Here is a 17007-nt window from a genome sequence, read left to right as displayed (position 1 = left end):
TGTCAGTGAACCCGATCCTGCATGTGGAAATCCCGGCGACTGACCTGGACCGGGCCATCACGTTCTACCAGCGATGGCTGCAGGTTGCGGTGGACAAACCTGTCGTGCTGCACGACTGCCGGATGGCCTATCTGCCGTTCTCCGATGAGGCCGCCGGTGCCAGCATTGCGCTGGTGCACGGCGCGGACTATCTGCCTTCCGAGCAGGGCGCGCGCATCTACATCGGCGTCGATGATCTGGATGCCAGCCTTGAGCGTGCGCTGCAGGCCGGAGCCGAGCTGCGCTTCGGCCCGGCCGATGCCGGCGATTGGCGCGTGGCCGAGATCCGCGACAGCGAAGGCAACCGTATCGCACTGCAGGCGCGCACAGCGCCGTAACGTCAACGCTGCGGTGCGCGCATCTGTAGAGTCGAGCTTGCTCGACTGATTTTGGCGTCGCCGTAGATGCATCAGTCGAGCAAGCTCGACTCTACAGCGTCGGGGCACGCGAGCGCTGCAGCCAGTCGTTGATCGCGGGATCCAGCCGCGGGTCGTCCGGCAGCTGGATGCCGAAGCGCTGCTCCAGCACGTCGCGCACATCACCCACATCATGCAGCGGGCGCTTGTCCGGTGCCTGTCCGGGGCGGTACTCGGTGTAGTTGCCGCTGCCGATGGTGCGGCGCCAGTCCGGCCCGGTCAGCGATGCGCGCAGCTGGCCGGGGAAACTGGAATCGGGATGGGTGCACACGTACCAGTTGCCCACCACGTTGTCGATCGGCGCCGGCGCCTGCAGATCGAAGCGGTACATCACCCGCCAGCCGTCGCTGGATTCGGCCGACAGCATGAAATCACCGCCGTCTTCCAACCGCTGCAACAGATAGCGTTCGTGCGGGGTGGCCTGCGGCTGCGGGTCATGCAGGCGCAGCGGTACGGTCGGGGTCAGGCTGCCAAAACCGGCATCCACCAGCCAGTCATCGCCGTCCACGTGCACGCGCAGCAGCAGATGGGTACGCGCGGTCAGTTCGCCGTCCTGGGCGGCCAGCAGTACGCGCGCGCTCAATGGCTGGGCATCGAAGCCCAAGGCCTGCAGCAGCGCCAGCAACCCACCATTGAGCTCGAAGCAGTAGCCACCGCGGCGCTCGTCAAGCAGCTTGCGCTGCACGCTGTCCAGGTCGATCGGCACCGCATCGCGCAGCAGGCAGCTGAGGGTTTCGAAGGGCAGCAGTGCGTTGTGGCGCTGCTGCAGCAGGGTCAGGCCGGCCAGGGTCCGTGGTGGCGGCGCATCCAGCTGCAGGCGCTGCAGGTAGCGGGGGACATCGAGCGTCGTCATGGGGGCACCGGGCGGGGAAGGGAGGTCCACTGTGCTCCCCCAACCGGGGTTGAGGTCAAGCACGGCGGCCGTGTCATGTCCCCGTCGCCTGCACCCGGTACAAAGACCGCGTCCGCCAGCGACGGGGGGACGCAGACGAAACAGGGCCTAAAGCTGCTCTGAATCCGGCCGATACAGGTGCGTCCTTCCGCCTGGAGTCTGTCATGTCGGCCGTTGTTCCCCACCTCCGGTCCCTGCGCACGCGTCTTGCCACGTTGCGCTCGGCGTCCCCCGGCCTGCTGCTGTGGCTGCAACCACACCGGCTCAGCGTGGCCAACAAGCTCAAGGCGACCCTGTGGGTCTGTGGCCTGGGGCTGGTGGCGATCGCCGCCGTCTACGCCTGGACTGGCCATGCCAACGCCCTGGCCGCGCGCAGCCAGGCCAGCTACCAGCGCGGCAGCGACCTGGCTGCCAGCCTGTCCACGCGGGTGGCCGAAGCGCGCCGCCTGCAGACCCAGTATGCACGCAGTTTCGATGATGCTGACCGCAGCCAGTTGCTGGCAACACAGAAGGCCCTGCAGGCTGACCTGCAGGCGCTTCGCGCGATGCCGATGGACGCCGGCCGGCGCAAGGCGCTGCAGGTGCTGACCGAATCGGCCGACGCGTTCTCGCAGGGTGTCGCCGCCCTGTTTGAACGGGTCGACGAGATGGGCCGCGGTGAGGCCGGCCTCGCCGCGCAGCTGCAGCAGGCCGCCGATACCCTGCAGGCGCAGGTGGATGCGCTGCAGCGGCCCTCGTTGGCGCTGTCCCTGCAGAAGATGCGCCGACAGGAGGCGCTGCTGCTGCTCGATGGCGATTCCACCCATGCCGACCGTGCGAGCGAAGAGAAACTGCCGTTCGATCTCGCGCTGGTGGGCCTGCCGACCGATGCGCAGGATGCCCTTCGCAACAGCATGGAGGCCTATCAGGTCGCGTTGCTGGGCTATACCGCCGCCCGCGTTGGCCTGGATGTGGAGGCGCAATCGCTGCTGGATACCGCTGCTGGCGTGGCGCCTGCGCTGGCCGCCTTCCAGCAGGCCCAGGTGGCGGCGCTGGCCAAGGCACAGGCGCGCCAGCAGGCCGGCGCACGCACCATGAGCGTGCTGTTTGCAGTGACCCTGCTGCTGGTCGCCGGCGTGCTGATCACCAGCCTGGTGCTGGTGCTGCGTGCGGTGCGCCAGCCGATCCAGGACACCCTGCGCTTCGCCAGCGACATCGCCGACGATCGCCTCGACACTACCCTGCGCGTCTACAACGCCAACGACGAGATCGGCCAGCTGGCACAGCGCCTGGTCGACATGCAGCAGCGCCTGCGCGCGCGCATCGGGACCGAGCGTGCCGTCGCGCGCGGCAACACCCGCGTGCGCCAGGCGCTGGACAGCGCGCAGACCGGGCTGATGGTGGTCGATGCCGAAGGCCTGGTGGCGTACGCCAATCCGGCGCTGCTGGAGCAGTTTGAACTCCAGGTTGAAGATCTGGTGGGGAGCGATGCGGTGCGCCTGCATCCGGCACTGGTAAGCCTGGCCGGCGTGCGACAACGCGAAGAACGCGAGATCGGCCATTGCGGTGTGCGCTATCAGCTGATCGCCAATCCCATTGTCGACGAGGGGCATTTCCTCGGCGTGGCGGTGGAATGGCGCAGTCGCGCGCTGGAAACCCTGCTGGAAACCGAAGTGGCAGCCCTGGTCGACGCGGCCGCGCACGGTGACCTGCACGGTCGCATCGCGCTGGAGGGGAAGCAGGGCTTTGTGCGTACGCTGTCGACCAGCATCAATCGCCTGTTGACCACCTTCGAGACCAACCTTGGCGATCTGCAGGCGCTTCTGGCCGCGCTGGCCCGCGGTGACCTCAGCGTGCGCATGGAAGGTGAACTGCAGGGCGTGTTTGCGCGCATGCGCGATGATGCCAACGCCACCGTCGCGCAACTGGGCCGCATCGTCACCCGCATCCAGCAGGCCACGTCCAGCCTCGACACCGGTGTCGGCGAGATCGTTGCCGGTCACCATGATCTGTCGCAGCGCACCGAGCAGCAGGCGGCCAACCTGGAAGAGACGGCAGCGTCGATGCACGAGCTGACCGACACTGTGGGCCGCAATGCCGATGCCGCGGGTCGTGCGGATGCGCTGGTCAAGGGCGCGGCGGCAGTGGCCCAGCGTGGCGGCGAGGCGGTCGGCCAGGTGGTGGCAACCATGCATGGCATCAGCGAAGCCTCACGGCGGATCGGTGACATCACCCAGCTGATTGATGGCATCGCCTTCCAGACCAACATTCTCGCGCTCAACGCAGCAGTGGAAGCGGCGCGCGCTGGAGAGCAGGGCCGCAGCTTCGCCGTCGTGGCTGCCGAAGTGCGCCTGCTGGCTCAGCGCAGCGCGGAGGCGGCCAAGCAGATCAAGGGATTGATCGAGGATTCGGTGGCGCGTGTGGGCCAGGGCAACCAGCAGGCCGAACAGGCCGGCACCACGATGGGCGAGATTGTCGGCAGCGTGCAGCAGCTGGCGGATCTGCTGGCCGGGATCCGCAGCGCGTCGCAGGACCAGCATGCCGGCATCGCCCAGGTGAACCAGACCATCGTGCAGATGGAGGCCAGTACACAGCGCAACGCCAGTCTGGTGGAAGAGGCGGGGGCCTCGACCGCGCAGATGCAGGCGCAGGTGCATGCCCTGGCAGAAGCCGTGGGCGCGTTCCGTCTGCAGTCGATGCCACAGGCGCGCGCTGCGGCCTGATCCCGCTCCAGTAGTGCCGGCCGCTGGCCGGCACCGTCGATGATCCTGCCGGCCAGCGGCCGGCACTACCCTTGTGGCTCAGTACACGTCGCGCCGGTAGCGCCCGGTCTCCAGCAGCGTTTCCACAACCTCATCGCCCAGCGCAGCGCGCAGCACCTGGTCCACGCCTTCGGCCATGCCCTGCAGCGAGCCGCAGACATGAATCACCGCGCCACGCTGCATCCATTCGCGCAGCGCATCGGTGGCGGCATGCAGGCAATCCTGCACGTAACCACCTTCGCCATCGCGCGAGAACGCCAGGTCCACCCGCGCGAGATGGCCATCGGCCTGCCACGCTTCGATCTCGTCGGCGAACAGGAAGTCGTGCGCGCGCTGGCGCTCACCGAACAGCAGCCAGTGCCCGTGCTCGCCTGCATGGGCAGCTTCGCGCAACAAGCTGCGCAGACCCGCGATGCCGGTGCCATTGCCGACCAGCACCATCGGCACACCGCCAATGCGATGGAAACCGGGGTTGCGATGCACACGGGCCACGATGCTGGCACCGACCGGGGCATGCAGCGCCAGCCAGCCCGAGCCCAGCCCGGCTCGACCCGACAGGTCATGCACCAGGCGCACCACCAGTTCCACCACTTCATCACTCGTGGAGGAGGCGATGGAGTATTCGCGTCCGGGCAGCGTTGGCAATCCGGACAGCCACAGGCAGGCATCCTGCACTGCCAGCGCGGCGTCGGCCTCGGGCAGCTCGCGTTCACTGGCCAGCGCCAGCAGGGTGCGTGGGTGGCCGTCCACCAGCAGCGGCTGCAGCGGATCCAACCCCTGTGCCTTCAACACGGCGCTGGCGTGCCGTGCGTTGTGCCGGGGCGCGATATGCAGGATGTCGCCCGCCTGCCACTGCACGTCGGCCGGTGGCGCAAGACGGATGCGCCAGATGGCACCACCGATGCTGCCCGGATTGAGCCGGTCGCGGCCGAGCAGCCGCCACTCATGCATCTGCGTGGCCGCCGGCAGTACGCTGTCATCGGTGACGATGCCGGTCAGCGCGCCCAGCTGCAGCTGCCATTGGCGCAAGGCCGCTACCGAGGCGGCATCGACTTCGACGCGGTCGAACAACGGGCGCGCGCCGTTGCCGAGCAGCCAGCCATCAACCTGGCGACCGAAGCCGCAGTAGTGCGGGTACTGTCGGTCACCCAGCGCCAGCAATCCAAACTGCAGGCCTGACAGGTCGAGTGTCTGTGCCATCAGCCGTCGTGCAGCGCCTCGCGCCGCATCCGGTGGCTCGCCGTCGCCGAAGGTGCTCAGTACCCACAGCACCTGCGCGGTGCGTGCCAGCTGCGCGGCATCGACGCGAGCCAGTGGCAGCACCTGCACCGCATGACCGGACGCCTGCAGCTGCGCGGCGGCGCGCCATGCCAGTTGTTCTCCCAGTCCACTCTGGCTGGCATGCACCACCAGCCACGGCGTACCACCGCCATCGGCAGGCGTTGCTGGCAGCGACTGGCGCAGGTCACGCGCGGCGCGCTGGCTGCGGCGGCGGTCCAGGTAGAGCATCCAGCCGGTGATGAAGAACAGGCTCATGCCCAGGCTGCTGAGCATCACCACGACACGCCCGGGCGCGCCGAAGTAGCTGCCCGAGTGCAGCGCGAACACGCTGGTGGCCAGCTGCGCGCCGGCGCCCTGGCGCGCATAGGGGCGGGCATCGAGCGTGGCCCCCGTGCCTGGGTCCAGCTGCAGCAGATCATGCGCGCGGTCATGCTGGCCGCCGCGCTGCGACGGATCACCGGCCATCACCCGCACGTTCAGTGCCTGCCCCGGCTTCTCCGGCAGGCGCAGGTCGATGTAGCCGGTGCGCACGCCGGGCAGTGCGTACAGCGTGGCTTCGATGCGTTCCAGGTTCAGGGCGGCGTCGGTGGCGACCTTGTGCTTGGCGGCCGGTGCGACGCCCAGCAGGGTGTTGGCGGCACTGCGATACCAGTCGAACGACCACCACAGGCCGGTCAGCGCACTCATCAGGTAGATCAGCAGCACCCAGGTGCCGACCACCGAGTGCAGGCTCCACAGGAAGCCACGGCCGCTGCGTTTCCATTCCACCGCCAGCCAGCTGCGCCAGTGCCACCAGCGCCGCGGCCAGCGCAGGTAGAGCCCGGACAGGGTGAAGAACAGCAGCGCGATGGCACAACTGCCGGTGATCCATTTGCCGCGCTCGCCGGCGGCGAGGTGGCGATGCAGATCCTCGACGAAATCGAAGAACGCCTGCCCGCGCAGGGCGCTGAAGCGCTCGCCGGTGTACGGATCGAAGTAGACCCAGTGTTCCTTGCCGCCAGCGAAGCGCGCCACCGAGGGCCGTTGACCGGTGGCATCCACGCGCAGGCGTTGCAGGGGGCGATCACTGCCGGCCTGCAGCAGCGGCACCAGTTCGCTGAGTTCAAGCGGAAGCTGGCCGTCGGCATGGTGCTCGGCGATCTCGGCGAAGCCGGGATTGGCCGCCCGCAGCAGTTCATCCTCGAAGGACAGCGCGGCGCCGCTGAGGCCCATCACGGCCAGCACGGCACCGGCGGTGATGCCCAGCAGCCAGTGCAGTTGGAACAGGACGTTCTTGAACATCGAAGGAGGAGGGCCTGGAAGGCTGCCGCCCGCATCCTGCGCAACAGCAAATGAGAATTAGTCGCGGAATTCTCCGTGGCGCCCCGGCTGCGGTCAAGCAGGGGATATCGGCCGGGCGGCGCCCGGCACCCGCGGTAGTGCCGGCCGCTGGCCGGCAACCTCAGAAGCAACAGCCGAAGCAACAGCGGGTTTCCTGTGAGGAGGCGGGGTGGGTCCGGTTGCGGGGGACGGCGTGAATACGTCCATGTAGCCTCGGTCGCGCCATCCATGGCGCTCACGCCCCCTCAACCGGACCCACCCCGCCTTCGACAGTTTCCTGCGATCTGTCGGAAATACTTTTGGGGTCAGATCCGTTTTCCGCAGGAAAACGGATCTGACCCCGGAATTTCATTCGATATCTGACAGATGTGTCGACCAAGGTCGACACCTACCAACAGCCGCGAAGATCTGTCAGAGGTGGGGCGGTGTCGGAGTGCGGGGTGTCAGCCGCATGGATGCGGCTGCCAAGCTTACAGGGATGTACTTGCAGCGTCCCCGCACTCCGATACCGTCCCGCCATCCCACGGAATGCCCGCTTTGGCTTTGGCTGTTGCCGTTGCCGTTGCATTGAGCAGGGTGCAGGGCTGCAAGCCCTGCAAAAAACACCCTCACTTCACCCAGCTGTCGATCTCGCCGTGGGCGAACGGTCCCAGCTTCGCCTTCACCAGCCGGCCCTGTGCATCGAACAGCACGCTGTAGGGCAGCAGGCCCTGCGTATTGCCCAGCTGCACGCTGGCATCGCGCGGCCCCGGGGTCTCGATCACGATCGGGTAGTCCACCGGTACCTGCTGCAGGAAGCGGCGCACGTCTTCCGGCGTATCCAGCGCCAGGCCAAGAACCTGCACACCGTTATCGCCCTGGGTGTGGGCAAAGCGCGCCAGTTCAGGCATTTCTTCAACGCAGGGCGCGCACCAGCTGGCCCAGACATTGATCAACAGCGGGCGGCCGGTAGCGTGCTGGCGCAGGTCCAGCGGTCGGCCTTCAAGATCGGGCAGCGACAGCGCGGGCAGGCTGTCGCCGACCTGCAGGGCGGGTGCCACCGCCGCCACCGCAGGCGCCGCTGGCATGGCCTCAGGCGCAGCCGGCGCGGGAGCCAATCGATGCCCGGCCCACAGGCCGAGGCCGGCGGCCAGCACCGCTGTCCACAGCAGCGCTGGCCGTTGCCATTTCATCGTGCGGTGCGCAGCAGCGCTTCCTCGACCACCGCCTGGGTCAGCAGGGTCGGCAGCACGGTCGGCGGTGCGCCGGGGCCGTACACCACGTACAGCGGCACGCCCACGGCCTTGTGCTCTTCCAGGAACGTGGTGATCTGCGGATCGACGTTGGTGTAGTCACCGCGCATGTACACCGCGTTGGTGCGCTTGAGCAGTTCCTTGAACTCTGGGCGCGACAGCACGGCGCGCTCGTTGGCCTTGCAGCTCACGCACCAGTCGGCGGTCATGTTCACGAACACCACGCGGTTGTCGGCGCGCAGGCGATCCAGCAGCTGCGGCGAGTATTCGACCACGTTGTCAGTGGCCGCCTGTGCGGCACGCGCCGGCGCTGCCAGCTGGGTCACGCCCCAGGCCGGAACCAGTGCACCGATCGCCAGCAGCACGCCGAGCAGGGTGACGGCGCGCGAGCCGGTCCAGCGGTTGCGTTCAAACAGCCACAGACCGAAGGCCAGCAGCAGCAGGCCACCCAGCACCAGCGCCATGCCGTCCACGCCGCGCTGCTTGCCCAGCACCCACAGCAGCCACAGCACGGTGGCATACATCGGGAAGGCCAGCACGTGCTTGAGCGTTTCCATCCACGGGCCCGGCTTGGGCAGGCGGCGCGCCAGCGCCGGCACGAAGCCGATCAGCAGGAACGGCAGGGCCAGGCCCAGGCCGAGGAACAGGAACACGGTCATCGCCTTCAGCGGCGGGGCAATGAACGCGTAGGCAATCGCGCCGCCCATGAACGGGCCGACGCAGGCACTGCCGACCACGCAGGCCAGCGCACCGGTGAAGAAATCACCGGCCGGGCCACTGCGGCTGGCCAGCGACTGGCCGAGGTTGCCGATGCCGCCGCCCAGTGTGAACACGCCGGACAGGCTCAGGCCCACCGCGAACATGATGTAGGCCAGCGCCGCCACCACGCCCGGGTGCTGCAGCTGGAAGCCGATGCCGACGGCGTTGCCGATCGCGCGCAGGCCAACCATCAACGCACCGATCACCGCGAACGCGACCAAGACGCCCAGCGTGTACCAGAGGGCATGGCTGCGCGCGCGCTGCGGGCTTTCGCCACTCTGCGCCAGGCTCAGGACCTTCAGCGACAGGATCGGCAGCACGCAGGGCATCAGGTTCAGTACCAGGCCACCGGCCAGCGCCAGCAGCAGGACCCATACGAACGAACGGTCCGGATTCGGCGTGGTCACCGGCGGTCGCGTGCGCAGCGCGTTGTCACCCTGTGCATCGGCGGCGAACTCACTGCTGGCGGTGCCGTCACCTGCAGCAGGGGTCGTTGCATCCGTATTGGGCACGGTTGGCAGCAGGCGCAGCGGTGCGCCGTTGGCGGCTTCGCGTGGTGCGCCGTTGGCAGCGGGCAGCGGGCTGATCACCTCATTGCGCGGTGGCGCCTGGTCGGCACTGCTGCTGACCTTGCCGGCCGGAATGGACAGCTTCACCCGGCGGGTCATCGGCGGGTAGCAGATGCCATCGGTCTGGCAACCCTGGAAGGTCACCACCAGAGTGCTGTCGACCGCATCGGCGATGGAGCGGCGCAGCGGCAGCGGCACTTCCACCTGGTTGAAGTACACCGAGACATCGCCGAAGTGTTCGTCGCGATGCGACTGTGCGGCAGGCCAGCGCAGCTTGTCGGCCAGCACCCCGGTGCTGCCGTCCAGCTTCACCGAAGTGCGGTCGCGATACAGGTAGTAGCCCGGTGCCGGGCTGAAGCGCAGCAGCAGGGTATTGCCGTCGCTGGCGATGGCGTCGAAGCCGAACGCCTGCTCCGACGGCAGCGGCAGCGCCTGGCTGTTGCTGGCCGCCCCCGGCAGGCGCAGGCCACCGCTGTTGCCGGCACCGGCCAGCGGGTTGTTGAACGGGCTTGCGGCACCGGCACGCGCGGCAGGCCCCGCGGCCGCCGCACCGGCGCCCGGCAGGGTGACCTGCACCACGCGCTTCTGCGGCGGGTAGCAGACACCGGCATCGGCGCAGCCCTGGTAACGCACTTCCAGGCTGATGGTGCCGGCGGCGTCGGTCGGCGTGCCGGGCAGGGTGGCCTGCAGGCGTTCGCGATAGGTTTCGACTTCGCCGAAGAAATCGTCGTGGTGCTTGTCGCCCTTGGGCATCTGCAGCGCGCCGGCATTGAAGGCCGGGTCGGCCTTGACGCTGGTGCGGTGGCGATACAGGTAATAGCCCGGTGCGATCTTGAACTGCAGTTGCACCTGGCCCCGTTCGGGGGCGCTGGCGGTCAGCGCGAACGCCTGGTCCACCGGCAGCAGGTCCTTCTCATCCAGCGCGAAGGCCGGCAGCGAGAGCCACAACAGGGCGCACAAGGCGGCGCCACGCGCAAACAGAGTCTTCAATCAGTGTCCTCCCGGGTCTGTGCCCGGATCCAGTCCAGATACGCCGGCAGGCCGGCCCGGGTTTCGACCGCAATGCACTCCGGGAGTTCATACGGATGCAGTTCGACGATCCGGGCAATCGCGTCATCGACGCGACTCGCGGTGGTTTTCACCAGCAGCTGCAGCTCGGCGTCGGTGGTCACCTCGCCCTGCCAGCGGTAGGTCGACTGCGCGCCATCGAGGCGGGTCACGCACGCGGCCAGGCGCTCGCCGACCAGCGCGTGCGCGATGCGCTCGGCACTGGCCCGGTCCGGGCAGGTGGTCAACAGCAGCAGGACGGGATCGACGGTCGACATGACCGTCGAGTATAGGGCCGCCGCCGGGTCAGGGCCCGGCGGCGGCAGCGGACCGCTGCGTTGCGCGGTCAGTTGGCCAGCTGGCAGGAGGCCGGCTTGGCCGAGGTGAACAGGCCCGGGGTCGCCCACTCGGGGTGGTCGATGAACGGGTTGCGGTTGCCTTGGAAGCTGTAGATCACGTCGTTGCGGGCACGCTCGGCATCATCCGGCGGATCGGACAGGTGCCAGTCGATCAGCGTCGAGAGCAGGCCCATGTAGGCCGGCGAACTGCTGGTCTTGACGATCCTGCTGCGGTCGTCGGTCAGCTCCAGGTCCGGCTCGGACTGGCCGGTGGCCGCATCCTTGCCGCCCTCGTAGCGGATCGCCATGTACATCACCGCACGCGCCATGTCGCCCTTGCGCTTGCCCCACACCTCGAAGGTGCCGGTGTTGCCGTCCGGCGTGCGCACCCAGTTGGAGTTGCCCGGGTAGCCGCCGCTGCCGCCGCCCTGGCCGTTGTTGGCCTCGGTGGCACGTTCGCCGCAGTTGGCGTCGCATTTGCCGAACGGCTTGTTGCCGCGATCGGCGTTCCACTGCGCGTCGGTCAGGTACAGCATGTGGGTGTCGGTGTACGGCGCGTACGGCAGGCCCTTGTCGCCGGTGGTGCTGGCAAAGCCCAGCGAGTTCGGCCAGGTGTGCTCGCGGTTGTACTTCAGGCCGCCGCCGCTGCCGGCGCGGTCGGTCACCTTGGCGTAGCTGCGGTTGCGATACGCATCCAGGATCCTGCCGCTGTTGTTTGGATCCTCGTCGGCGATTTCCAGGATGGTCCAGGTGCTGGTGCCCGAGCCGCTGTACGGGTAGGCGGTGTGGCCCTTGATGGTGGCGTGCAGCGAGCAGCGCAGCTGGCTGGGGCTGCTGGTATTGACCTTGGAGTAGTAACCGGCCGGCACGCCCGGGTTGCCCGGGTCCGGATTGCCGCCGGTGCTGGCCACGGTGAAGGCGATGCGGCTGTCGGCGGCGGGGTGCGCCCCCTGCAGGTCGGTGATGCGCGCGGCGCGGATGTCGAAGCGGCAGGCTTCACCGGCCACCAGCGCGGTGTTGGTGGACAGCTTCACGCTGCGGCCGCTGGCCGGGTAGGTCAGCGGCACGCTGCCGGAGGTGCCGCAGCTCAGGGCGAAGGCGCCGCTGGCCAGGTTCACCGTCTCGCTGAACACCACTTCCAGGTCGGCGGCGGCCGGGAAGGTGCTGCTGCCCTGCGCCGGGGTGGTGGTGGAGACCGACGGCGGCGTGTTCGGGCCCGGGGTGCCACCCCCGCTGAAGGTCTGGCCGTTGTTGCAGCTGCCAAACGTCTGCCTGGCCGATTCGGCCCAGGTGAAGTGGGCGTACTGGCTGCCGCTGCCGGTAAGCTGAAGCGAGGTGCCCGGGGCCGTGCTGTTGGTCTCGGCCACCGGAATGTTCTGGCTGGTCATGCCGGCGGCAGGGCCACCGGAGGCGGTGATGGCGCCCTCGTAGCTGAGGAACTGGACCACCTTGCCGCTGGCATCGACCAGGGCGATGCCGTCGTTCGGGCCGTTCTGCAGGCCGTTGGTCGGGTAGCTGACCACGGCCAGGGTGGCGCTGCCGCAACCCGCGGCGGTGCCGGCCGGGACCGGATTGTTGGCGTAGACCGTGGCGGCCGAAGGATTGCTGCCGTTGTAGAGATAGAGGCGGTAGCCGGACAGGTCCTCGCCCGCGGTAGCGACCACTTCGATGGCTTCGCCGACGTCACCGGCGGCGGTGCTGTCGTCGTAGTGCAGTTCGTTGATGAAGACCTCGGCCTGGGCCGGCGCGGCGGCCAGCGCCAGCAGGCAGGCGGCGGCAAGCGGGGACAGCAATCGCATCGACTACTCCTTGTGATTGGGAATGCGCGGCCGAGCCTAAGGCCGATCCAGTGACACTTTGTCGTAAATGAACGTCAGATATCTGACAGTGCGACGCGAGTCACCAAAAGTCGAGGATTCCAGAGACAGGGTTGCCGCGTTGCACCGGCATCCAGGCCTTCACATGGGCGCAGATCGAGTGGGCCCGGGGCAGTGAAATTTTTTCCGCGAGCGGCCTTGAAAGGTCCGGGGCCAGCTCCATCTCTGTCCTGCTCCCGATTCATCGGGCTTTTTCGCGAGCAATGCTGGCAGTCACCTGGGGTGAGTGCTAACATCGCCAGACTTTTTCAGACCAATCAATAACTTAAGAGGTCTCTCATGAGCATCAAGCCGCTGCACGACCGCGTTGTGGTCAAGCCGATCGAAGCCGACGAAATCTCCGCCGGTGGCATCGTCATTCCGGATTCGGCCAAGGAAAAGTCCACCAAGGGTGAAGTCGTGGCCGTCGGCCCGGGCAAGCCGCTGGACAACGGCAGCGTGCGCGCGCCGTCGCTGAAGGTCGGCGACAAGGTCATCTACGGCCAGTACGCCGGCAGCTCGTACAAGAGCGAAGGCGTCGAGTACAAGGTCCTGCGCGAAGACGACGTGCTCGCCGTCATCGGCTGAGCCTCGGCGCGACCTGTTTCAACCTGATTCCCAAATCCCAGCCGCCGGGCATGGTCCGGCGCTACCAATGAGGTAATTGCAATGGCTGCCAAGGATATTCGTTTCGGTGAAGACGCCCGTTCGCGCATGGTGCGCGGCGTCAACGTTCTCGCCAATGCCGTCAAGGCCACCCTGGGCCCGAAGGGCCGCAACGTCGTGCTGGAAAAGAGCTTCGGTGCTCCGACCATCACCAAGGACGGCGTTTCCGTCGCCAAGGAAATCGAACTGGCTGACAAGTTCGAGAACATGGGCGCGCAGATGGTGAAGGAAGTTGCTTCGCGCACCAACGACGACGCGGGCGACGGCACCACCACCGCCACCGTGCTGGCCCAGGCCCTGATCCGCGAAGGCGCCAAGGCTGTTGCCGCCGGCATGAACCCGATGGACCTGAAGCGTGGTATCGACAAGGCCGTCGTGGCCGCCGTTGCCGAGCTGAAGACCATCTCCAAGCCGACCGCCGACGACAAGGCGATTGCCCAGGTCGGTACCATCTCGGCCAACTCGGACGAGTCGATCGGCCAGATCATCGCTGACGCGATGAAGGAAGTCGGCAAGGAAGGCGTGATCACCGTTGAAGAAGGCTCGGGCCTGGACAACGAGCTGGACGTGGTCAAGGGCATGCAGTTCGACCGCGGCTACCTGTCCCCGTACTTCATCAACAACCAGCAGTCGCAGACCGCTGACCTGGATGACCCGTTCATCCTGCTGCACGACAAGAAGATCTCCAATGTCCGTGACCTGCTGCCGGTGCTGGAAGGCGTCGCCAAGGCCGGCAAGCCGCTGCTGATCGTTGCCGAAGAAGTTGAAGGCGAAGCGCTGGCCACCCTGGTGGTCAACACCATCCGTGGCATCGTCAAGGTCGTGGCCGTCAAGGCGCCGGGCTTCGGCGACCGTCGCAAGGCGATGCTGGAAGACATGGCCGTGCTGACCGGCGGCACCGTGATCTCCGAAGAAGTGGGCCTGTCGCTGGAAAAGGCCACCATCAAGGACCTGGGCCGCGCCAAGAAGGTGCAGGTCTCCAAGGAAAACACCACCATCATCGATGGCGTGGGTGACAAGGCTGCCGTCGACGCACGCGTCGGCCAGATCAAGACCCAGATCCAGGACACCTCCTCGGATTACGACCGCGAGAAGCTGCAGGAACGCGTGGCCAAGCTGGCCGGTGGCGTTGCCGTGATCAAGGTCGGCGCTTCGACCGAAATCGAAATGAAGGAAAAGAAGGATCGCGTCGACGACGCCCTGCACGCCACCCGTGCAGCCGTTGAAGAAGGCGTGGTCCCGGGCGGCGGCGTTGCCCTGGTCCGTGCGGTCACCGCGCTGGCCGGCCTGAAGGGCGCCAACGAAGACCAGAACCACGGCATCCAGATCGCCCTGCGCGCGATGGAAGCCCCGCTGCGCGAAATCGTGGCCAACGCCGGCGACGAGCCGTCGGTCATCATCAACAAGGTCAAGGAAGGCACCGGCAGCTTCGGCTACAACGCCGCCACCGGCGAGTTCGGCGACATGCTGCAGTTCGGCATCCTGGACCCGACCAAGGTGACCCGTTCGGCGCTGCAGAACGCGGCCTCGATCGCTGGCCTGATGATCACCACCGAAGCCATGGTTGCCGAAGCTCCGAAGAAGGACGAGCCGGCCATGGGCGGCGCCGGTGGCATGGGCGGCATGGGTGGCATGGGCGGCATGGACTTCTAAGTCCCCCGCGTTCACCCCGCAATGAAAAACCCCGCCGCAAGGCGGGGTTTTTTTGTGGCCGGTTGGAATCGAAATAGTAGATCCACGCCATGCATGGATGCCGCTGCCAGGTGCAAATCTACCCGCGGCCCTCGCGCCGCTGCAGCCACAGGTGGGCCACCAGCAGGGCCAGCGCGCCGCCAGCGATCATGCCCTGTACCCACGGCAGACCCGTGATCGGCGCAAGCAGCAGGCCCGCCACCATGCCGATCAGACTGGCGCCGACGGCCACCCGCTGACGTCGCTGCCGATGTGCGGCCTGGCGATGGCGTGCAGCGATGCGCAGACGCCGTGCATCCGGCCGCATTACGGCCTCGGCAATGGCATCGATCTCTGGGCGATTCATCCTGCGTCCTGCTTGGGGAGTGTGCCTGCATCCTGGGTCATCATCAGTGCCGCGCGCAACCAGGCCATGAATGCGGGTACTGCCGCGTTGGATTCGCCGTCCGAATGGGTCACCGCGTAGTAGGCGAAGGCCTGGGGCCAGGGCTGGTCGATCACCACCTGCAGCCGGCCACTGGCCAGCTCTTCGGCGGCATGGATGTCGCGCACCAGGGCGACGCCTTGCCCGGCCACCGCCGCGCGGATCAACAACAGGTCGTCATCGAAGGCAGGGCCGCGCTCCAGTCGTTCATCGACGGGCAGATCCAGTGCCTGGAACCACAGCCGCCAGTCGCTGCGGTCGGCGTCCTGCAACAGGGGCAGCTGCAGGCAATCCTGCACCGAGCTCACCGTCGGTGCGCCGGCCAACAATGCCGGACTGGCCACCGGCAGCAGCACCGGTGCCATCAGGTGCTCAGCATGCAGCCCCGGGTAACGCCCGAGACCGTGGCGGATGGCGATGTCCACCCCCTTGCGGCGCAGGTCGACCAGCGCCGCGCTCGAGTCCAGCTGCACGTCCACCTGCGGATGCAACGCACTGAACGCACCCAATCGCGGTGCCAACCACTGTGCGGCGAAGCTCGGTGCCGCACTGATGCGCAGCGTGCGTCGCGTTTCCCAGCGCTCCAGGGTCTGCAGGCTGTGCGAGATCTGCTCGAAGGCCTGCAGCAGTTCCGGGTATACGCGAGCGCCTGCGACGCTGAGCACCACGCCATGCCGGGTGCGGTCGAACAGGTTCACACCCAGCCGTTCCTGCAGCTGCCGCAATTGCTGGCTGATCGCACCAGGTGTCACCCCCATCGCTTCGGCGGCAGCGGTCAGGCTGCCATGGCGGCCGGTTTCAACGAAGGCCCGCAGGCCCAGCAGCGGCAGCACCGCACCCATGTCCATTCTCCTGTAGCCGCGTCGGCACGCGCCGCGCTGCGACAGCATATCGAGCGTGCCGCAGGCTGTCGCGCGCCTGCCGCTCACGTTGAGCTGCGCTCAACTTCCCATGCAGGAGACATCGTTTCCTTCCCGCGCCAGCGCTTCCTAGACTGGTTGCACGGCTGCTGCAGCGCCCGTTCCCGCATCGCCCGGCCACCTTCAACGGCCGGTGCATGCCGTCGCTCCCTGCGTCCAGGATTCCCATGAACGAACCTTCGCTGCACCTGTACTCCGACAGTTCTCCCAATGGCTTCAAGGCCACCATCGCACTGGAAGAACTGGGTCTTCCCTATCGCCTTCACCACGTCCACATCGCCGATGGTGAACATCGCCATCCCGACTTCCTGCGGCTCAACCCGCATGGTCGCATTCCCGTGCTGGAAGATCGCGCGCGCGGCATCGTTGTCTTCGAGTCGGCGGCGATCCTGATGTATTTGGCCGAACAGGGCAATGCGTTGCTGCCTTCCGAACCGGTTGCGCGCTGGGAGACGCTGACCTGGCTGATGTTCCATGCCGCCAGCGTCGGCCCGATCCTCGGCCAGCGCGTGCACTTCGAGCATTTCGCACAACAGCCCGATTCCGCGGCAATCGAACGCTACCGCCGCCTGAGCGACGAGCTGTTCGGCGTACTCGACCAGCGCCTGCAGGGACGCGAGTGGTTGGCTGGCGATCACTACTCGATTGCCGACATCGCCCACTTCGGCTGGCTGCACATCGCCCGCATCATCGACATCGATTTTTCGCGGCATCGCCATCTGGATGCGTGGTACGCACGGGTTGCCGCACGCCCTGCGGTACAGCGCGGCGTGCAGCTGCCCGAGCCGGCCACCGGACCGTAAGGAGGCGATGCT

13 protein-coding genes are annotated in these 17007 nt (G+C 67.4%); 5 read left to right on the top strand and 8 right to left on the bottom strand.

What is annotated here, in order from left to right:
* The first annotated feature begins 5 nt into the window (after window positions 1-5).
* On the top strand, window positions 6-377 hold the full coding sequence (locus ACSYS9_RS21910; protein WP_071227888.1) for a VOC family protein: 372 nt from the start codon (window positions 6-8) through the stop codon (window positions 375-377).
* A 91-nt stretch (window positions 378-468) separates the two neighbouring features.
* Here ACSYS9_RS21910 and ACSYS9_RS21905 read toward each other — a convergent pair whose 3' ends face one another.
* A complete protein-coding gene (locus ACSYS9_RS21905) occupies window positions 469-1308 on the bottom strand; it encodes an arylamine N-acetyltransferase family protein (RefSeq protein ID WP_071227887.1) in 840 nt (279 codons plus the stop codon).
* Window positions 1309-1511: 203 nt separating this feature from the next.
* Between ACSYS9_RS21905 and ACSYS9_RS21900 the strand changes: the two genes are divergently transcribed.
* On the top strand, window positions 1512-4049 hold the full coding sequence (locus ACSYS9_RS21900) for a methyl-accepting chemotaxis protein (RefSeq protein ID WP_071227886.1): 2538 nt from the start codon (window positions 1512-1514) through the stop codon (window positions 4047-4049).
* 78 nt (window positions 4050-4127) lie between these two features.
* Here the strand turns inward: ACSYS9_RS21900 and ACSYS9_RS21895 are convergent, their stop codons facing one another.
* The 5 genes from ACSYS9_RS21895 to ACSYS9_RS21875 all read right to left on the bottom strand — a co-directional run bounded on the left by ACSYS9_RS21895 (window position 4128) and on the right by ACSYS9_RS21875 (window position 12433).
* A complete protein-coding gene (locus ACSYS9_RS21895) occupies window positions 4128-6650 on the bottom strand; it encodes a PepSY domain-containing protein (RefSeq protein WP_071227885.1) in 2523 nt (840 codons plus the stop codon).
* Between the two features lie 647 nt (window positions 6651-7297).
* On the bottom strand, window positions 7298-7861 hold the full coding sequence (locus ACSYS9_RS21890; protein WP_071227884.1) for a TlpA family protein disulfide reductase: 564 nt from the start codon (window positions 7859-7861) through the stop codon (window positions 7298-7300).
* Window positions 7858-10239, bottom strand: a complete 2382-nt coding sequence (locus ACSYS9_RS21885; RefSeq protein ID WP_071227883.1) for a protein-disulfide reductase DsbD family protein — start codon at window positions 10237-10239, stop codon at window positions 7858-7860. The genes ACSYS9_RS21890 and ACSYS9_RS21885 overlap by 4 nt, the downstream gene beginning before the upstream one ends.
* Complete coding sequence (gene cutA / locus ACSYS9_RS21880) at window positions 10236-10574, bottom strand: divalent-cation tolerance protein CutA (protein ID WP_010481118.1); 339 nt, start codon at window positions 10572-10574, stop codon at window positions 10236-10238. Before cutA ends, ACSYS9_RS21885 begins: the two co-directional genes overlap by 4 nt.
* Before the next feature lie 68 nt (window positions 10575-10642).
* Window positions 10643-12433, bottom strand: coding sequence for an endonuclease (locus ACSYS9_RS21875; protein ID WP_071227882.1), 1791 nt, complete (start codon window positions 12431-12433; stop codon window positions 10643-10645).
* Window positions 12434-12790: 357 nt separating this feature from the next.
* On the opposite strand from ACSYS9_RS21875, the gene ACSYS9_RS21870 reads away from it, so the two are divergent.
* Window positions 12791-13078 carry a co-chaperone GroES gene (locus ACSYS9_RS21870; RefSeq protein ID WP_006396661.1) on the top strand — a complete coding sequence of 96 codons (288 nt, stop codon included), beginning with the start codon at window positions 12791-12793 and terminating at the stop codon, window positions 13076-13078.
* A gap of 81 nt (window positions 13079-13159) precedes the next feature.
* A complete protein-coding gene (groL, locus tag ACSYS9_RS21865) occupies window positions 13160-14809 on the top strand; it encodes a chaperonin GroEL (protein WP_071227881.1) in 1650 nt (549 codons plus the stop codon).
* A gap of 118 nt (window positions 14810-14927) precedes the next feature.
* Here groL and ACSYS9_RS21860 read toward each other — a convergent pair whose 3' ends face one another.
* Together ACSYS9_RS21860 and ACSYS9_RS21855 are read right to left on the bottom strand one after the other, a co-directional pair.
* Window positions 14928-15194 (bottom strand): hypothetical protein, encoded by a 267-nt coding sequence (locus ACSYS9_RS21860; RefSeq protein WP_071227880.1) that lies wholly within the window; start codon window positions 15192-15194, stop codon window positions 14928-14930.
* Entirely contained in the window at window positions 15191-16114 is a 924-nt protein-coding gene (locus tag ACSYS9_RS21855; RefSeq protein ID WP_071227879.1) for a LysR substrate-binding domain-containing protein, read from the bottom strand. Before ACSYS9_RS21855 ends, ACSYS9_RS21860 begins: the two co-directional genes overlap by 4 nt.
* A gap of 245 nt (window positions 16115-16359) precedes the next feature.
* On the opposite strand from ACSYS9_RS21855, the gene ACSYS9_RS21850 reads away from it, so the two are divergent.
* Window positions 16360-16995, top strand: a complete 636-nt coding sequence (locus ACSYS9_RS21850; protein WP_071227878.1) for a glutathione S-transferase family protein — start codon at window positions 16360-16362, stop codon at window positions 16993-16995.
* Window positions 16996-17007 lie beyond the last annotated feature (12 nt).

The organism is Stenotrophomonas sp. STK17_22, assembly GCF_051983905.1.
Classification (GTDB): domain Bacteria; phylum Pseudomonadota; class Gammaproteobacteria; order Xanthomonadales; family Xanthomonadaceae; genus Stenotrophomonas; species Stenotrophomonas maltophilia_A.
Note: the sequence above shows the minus strand (reverse complement) of the source record. Positions and strands in the feature narration are given on the sequence as shown.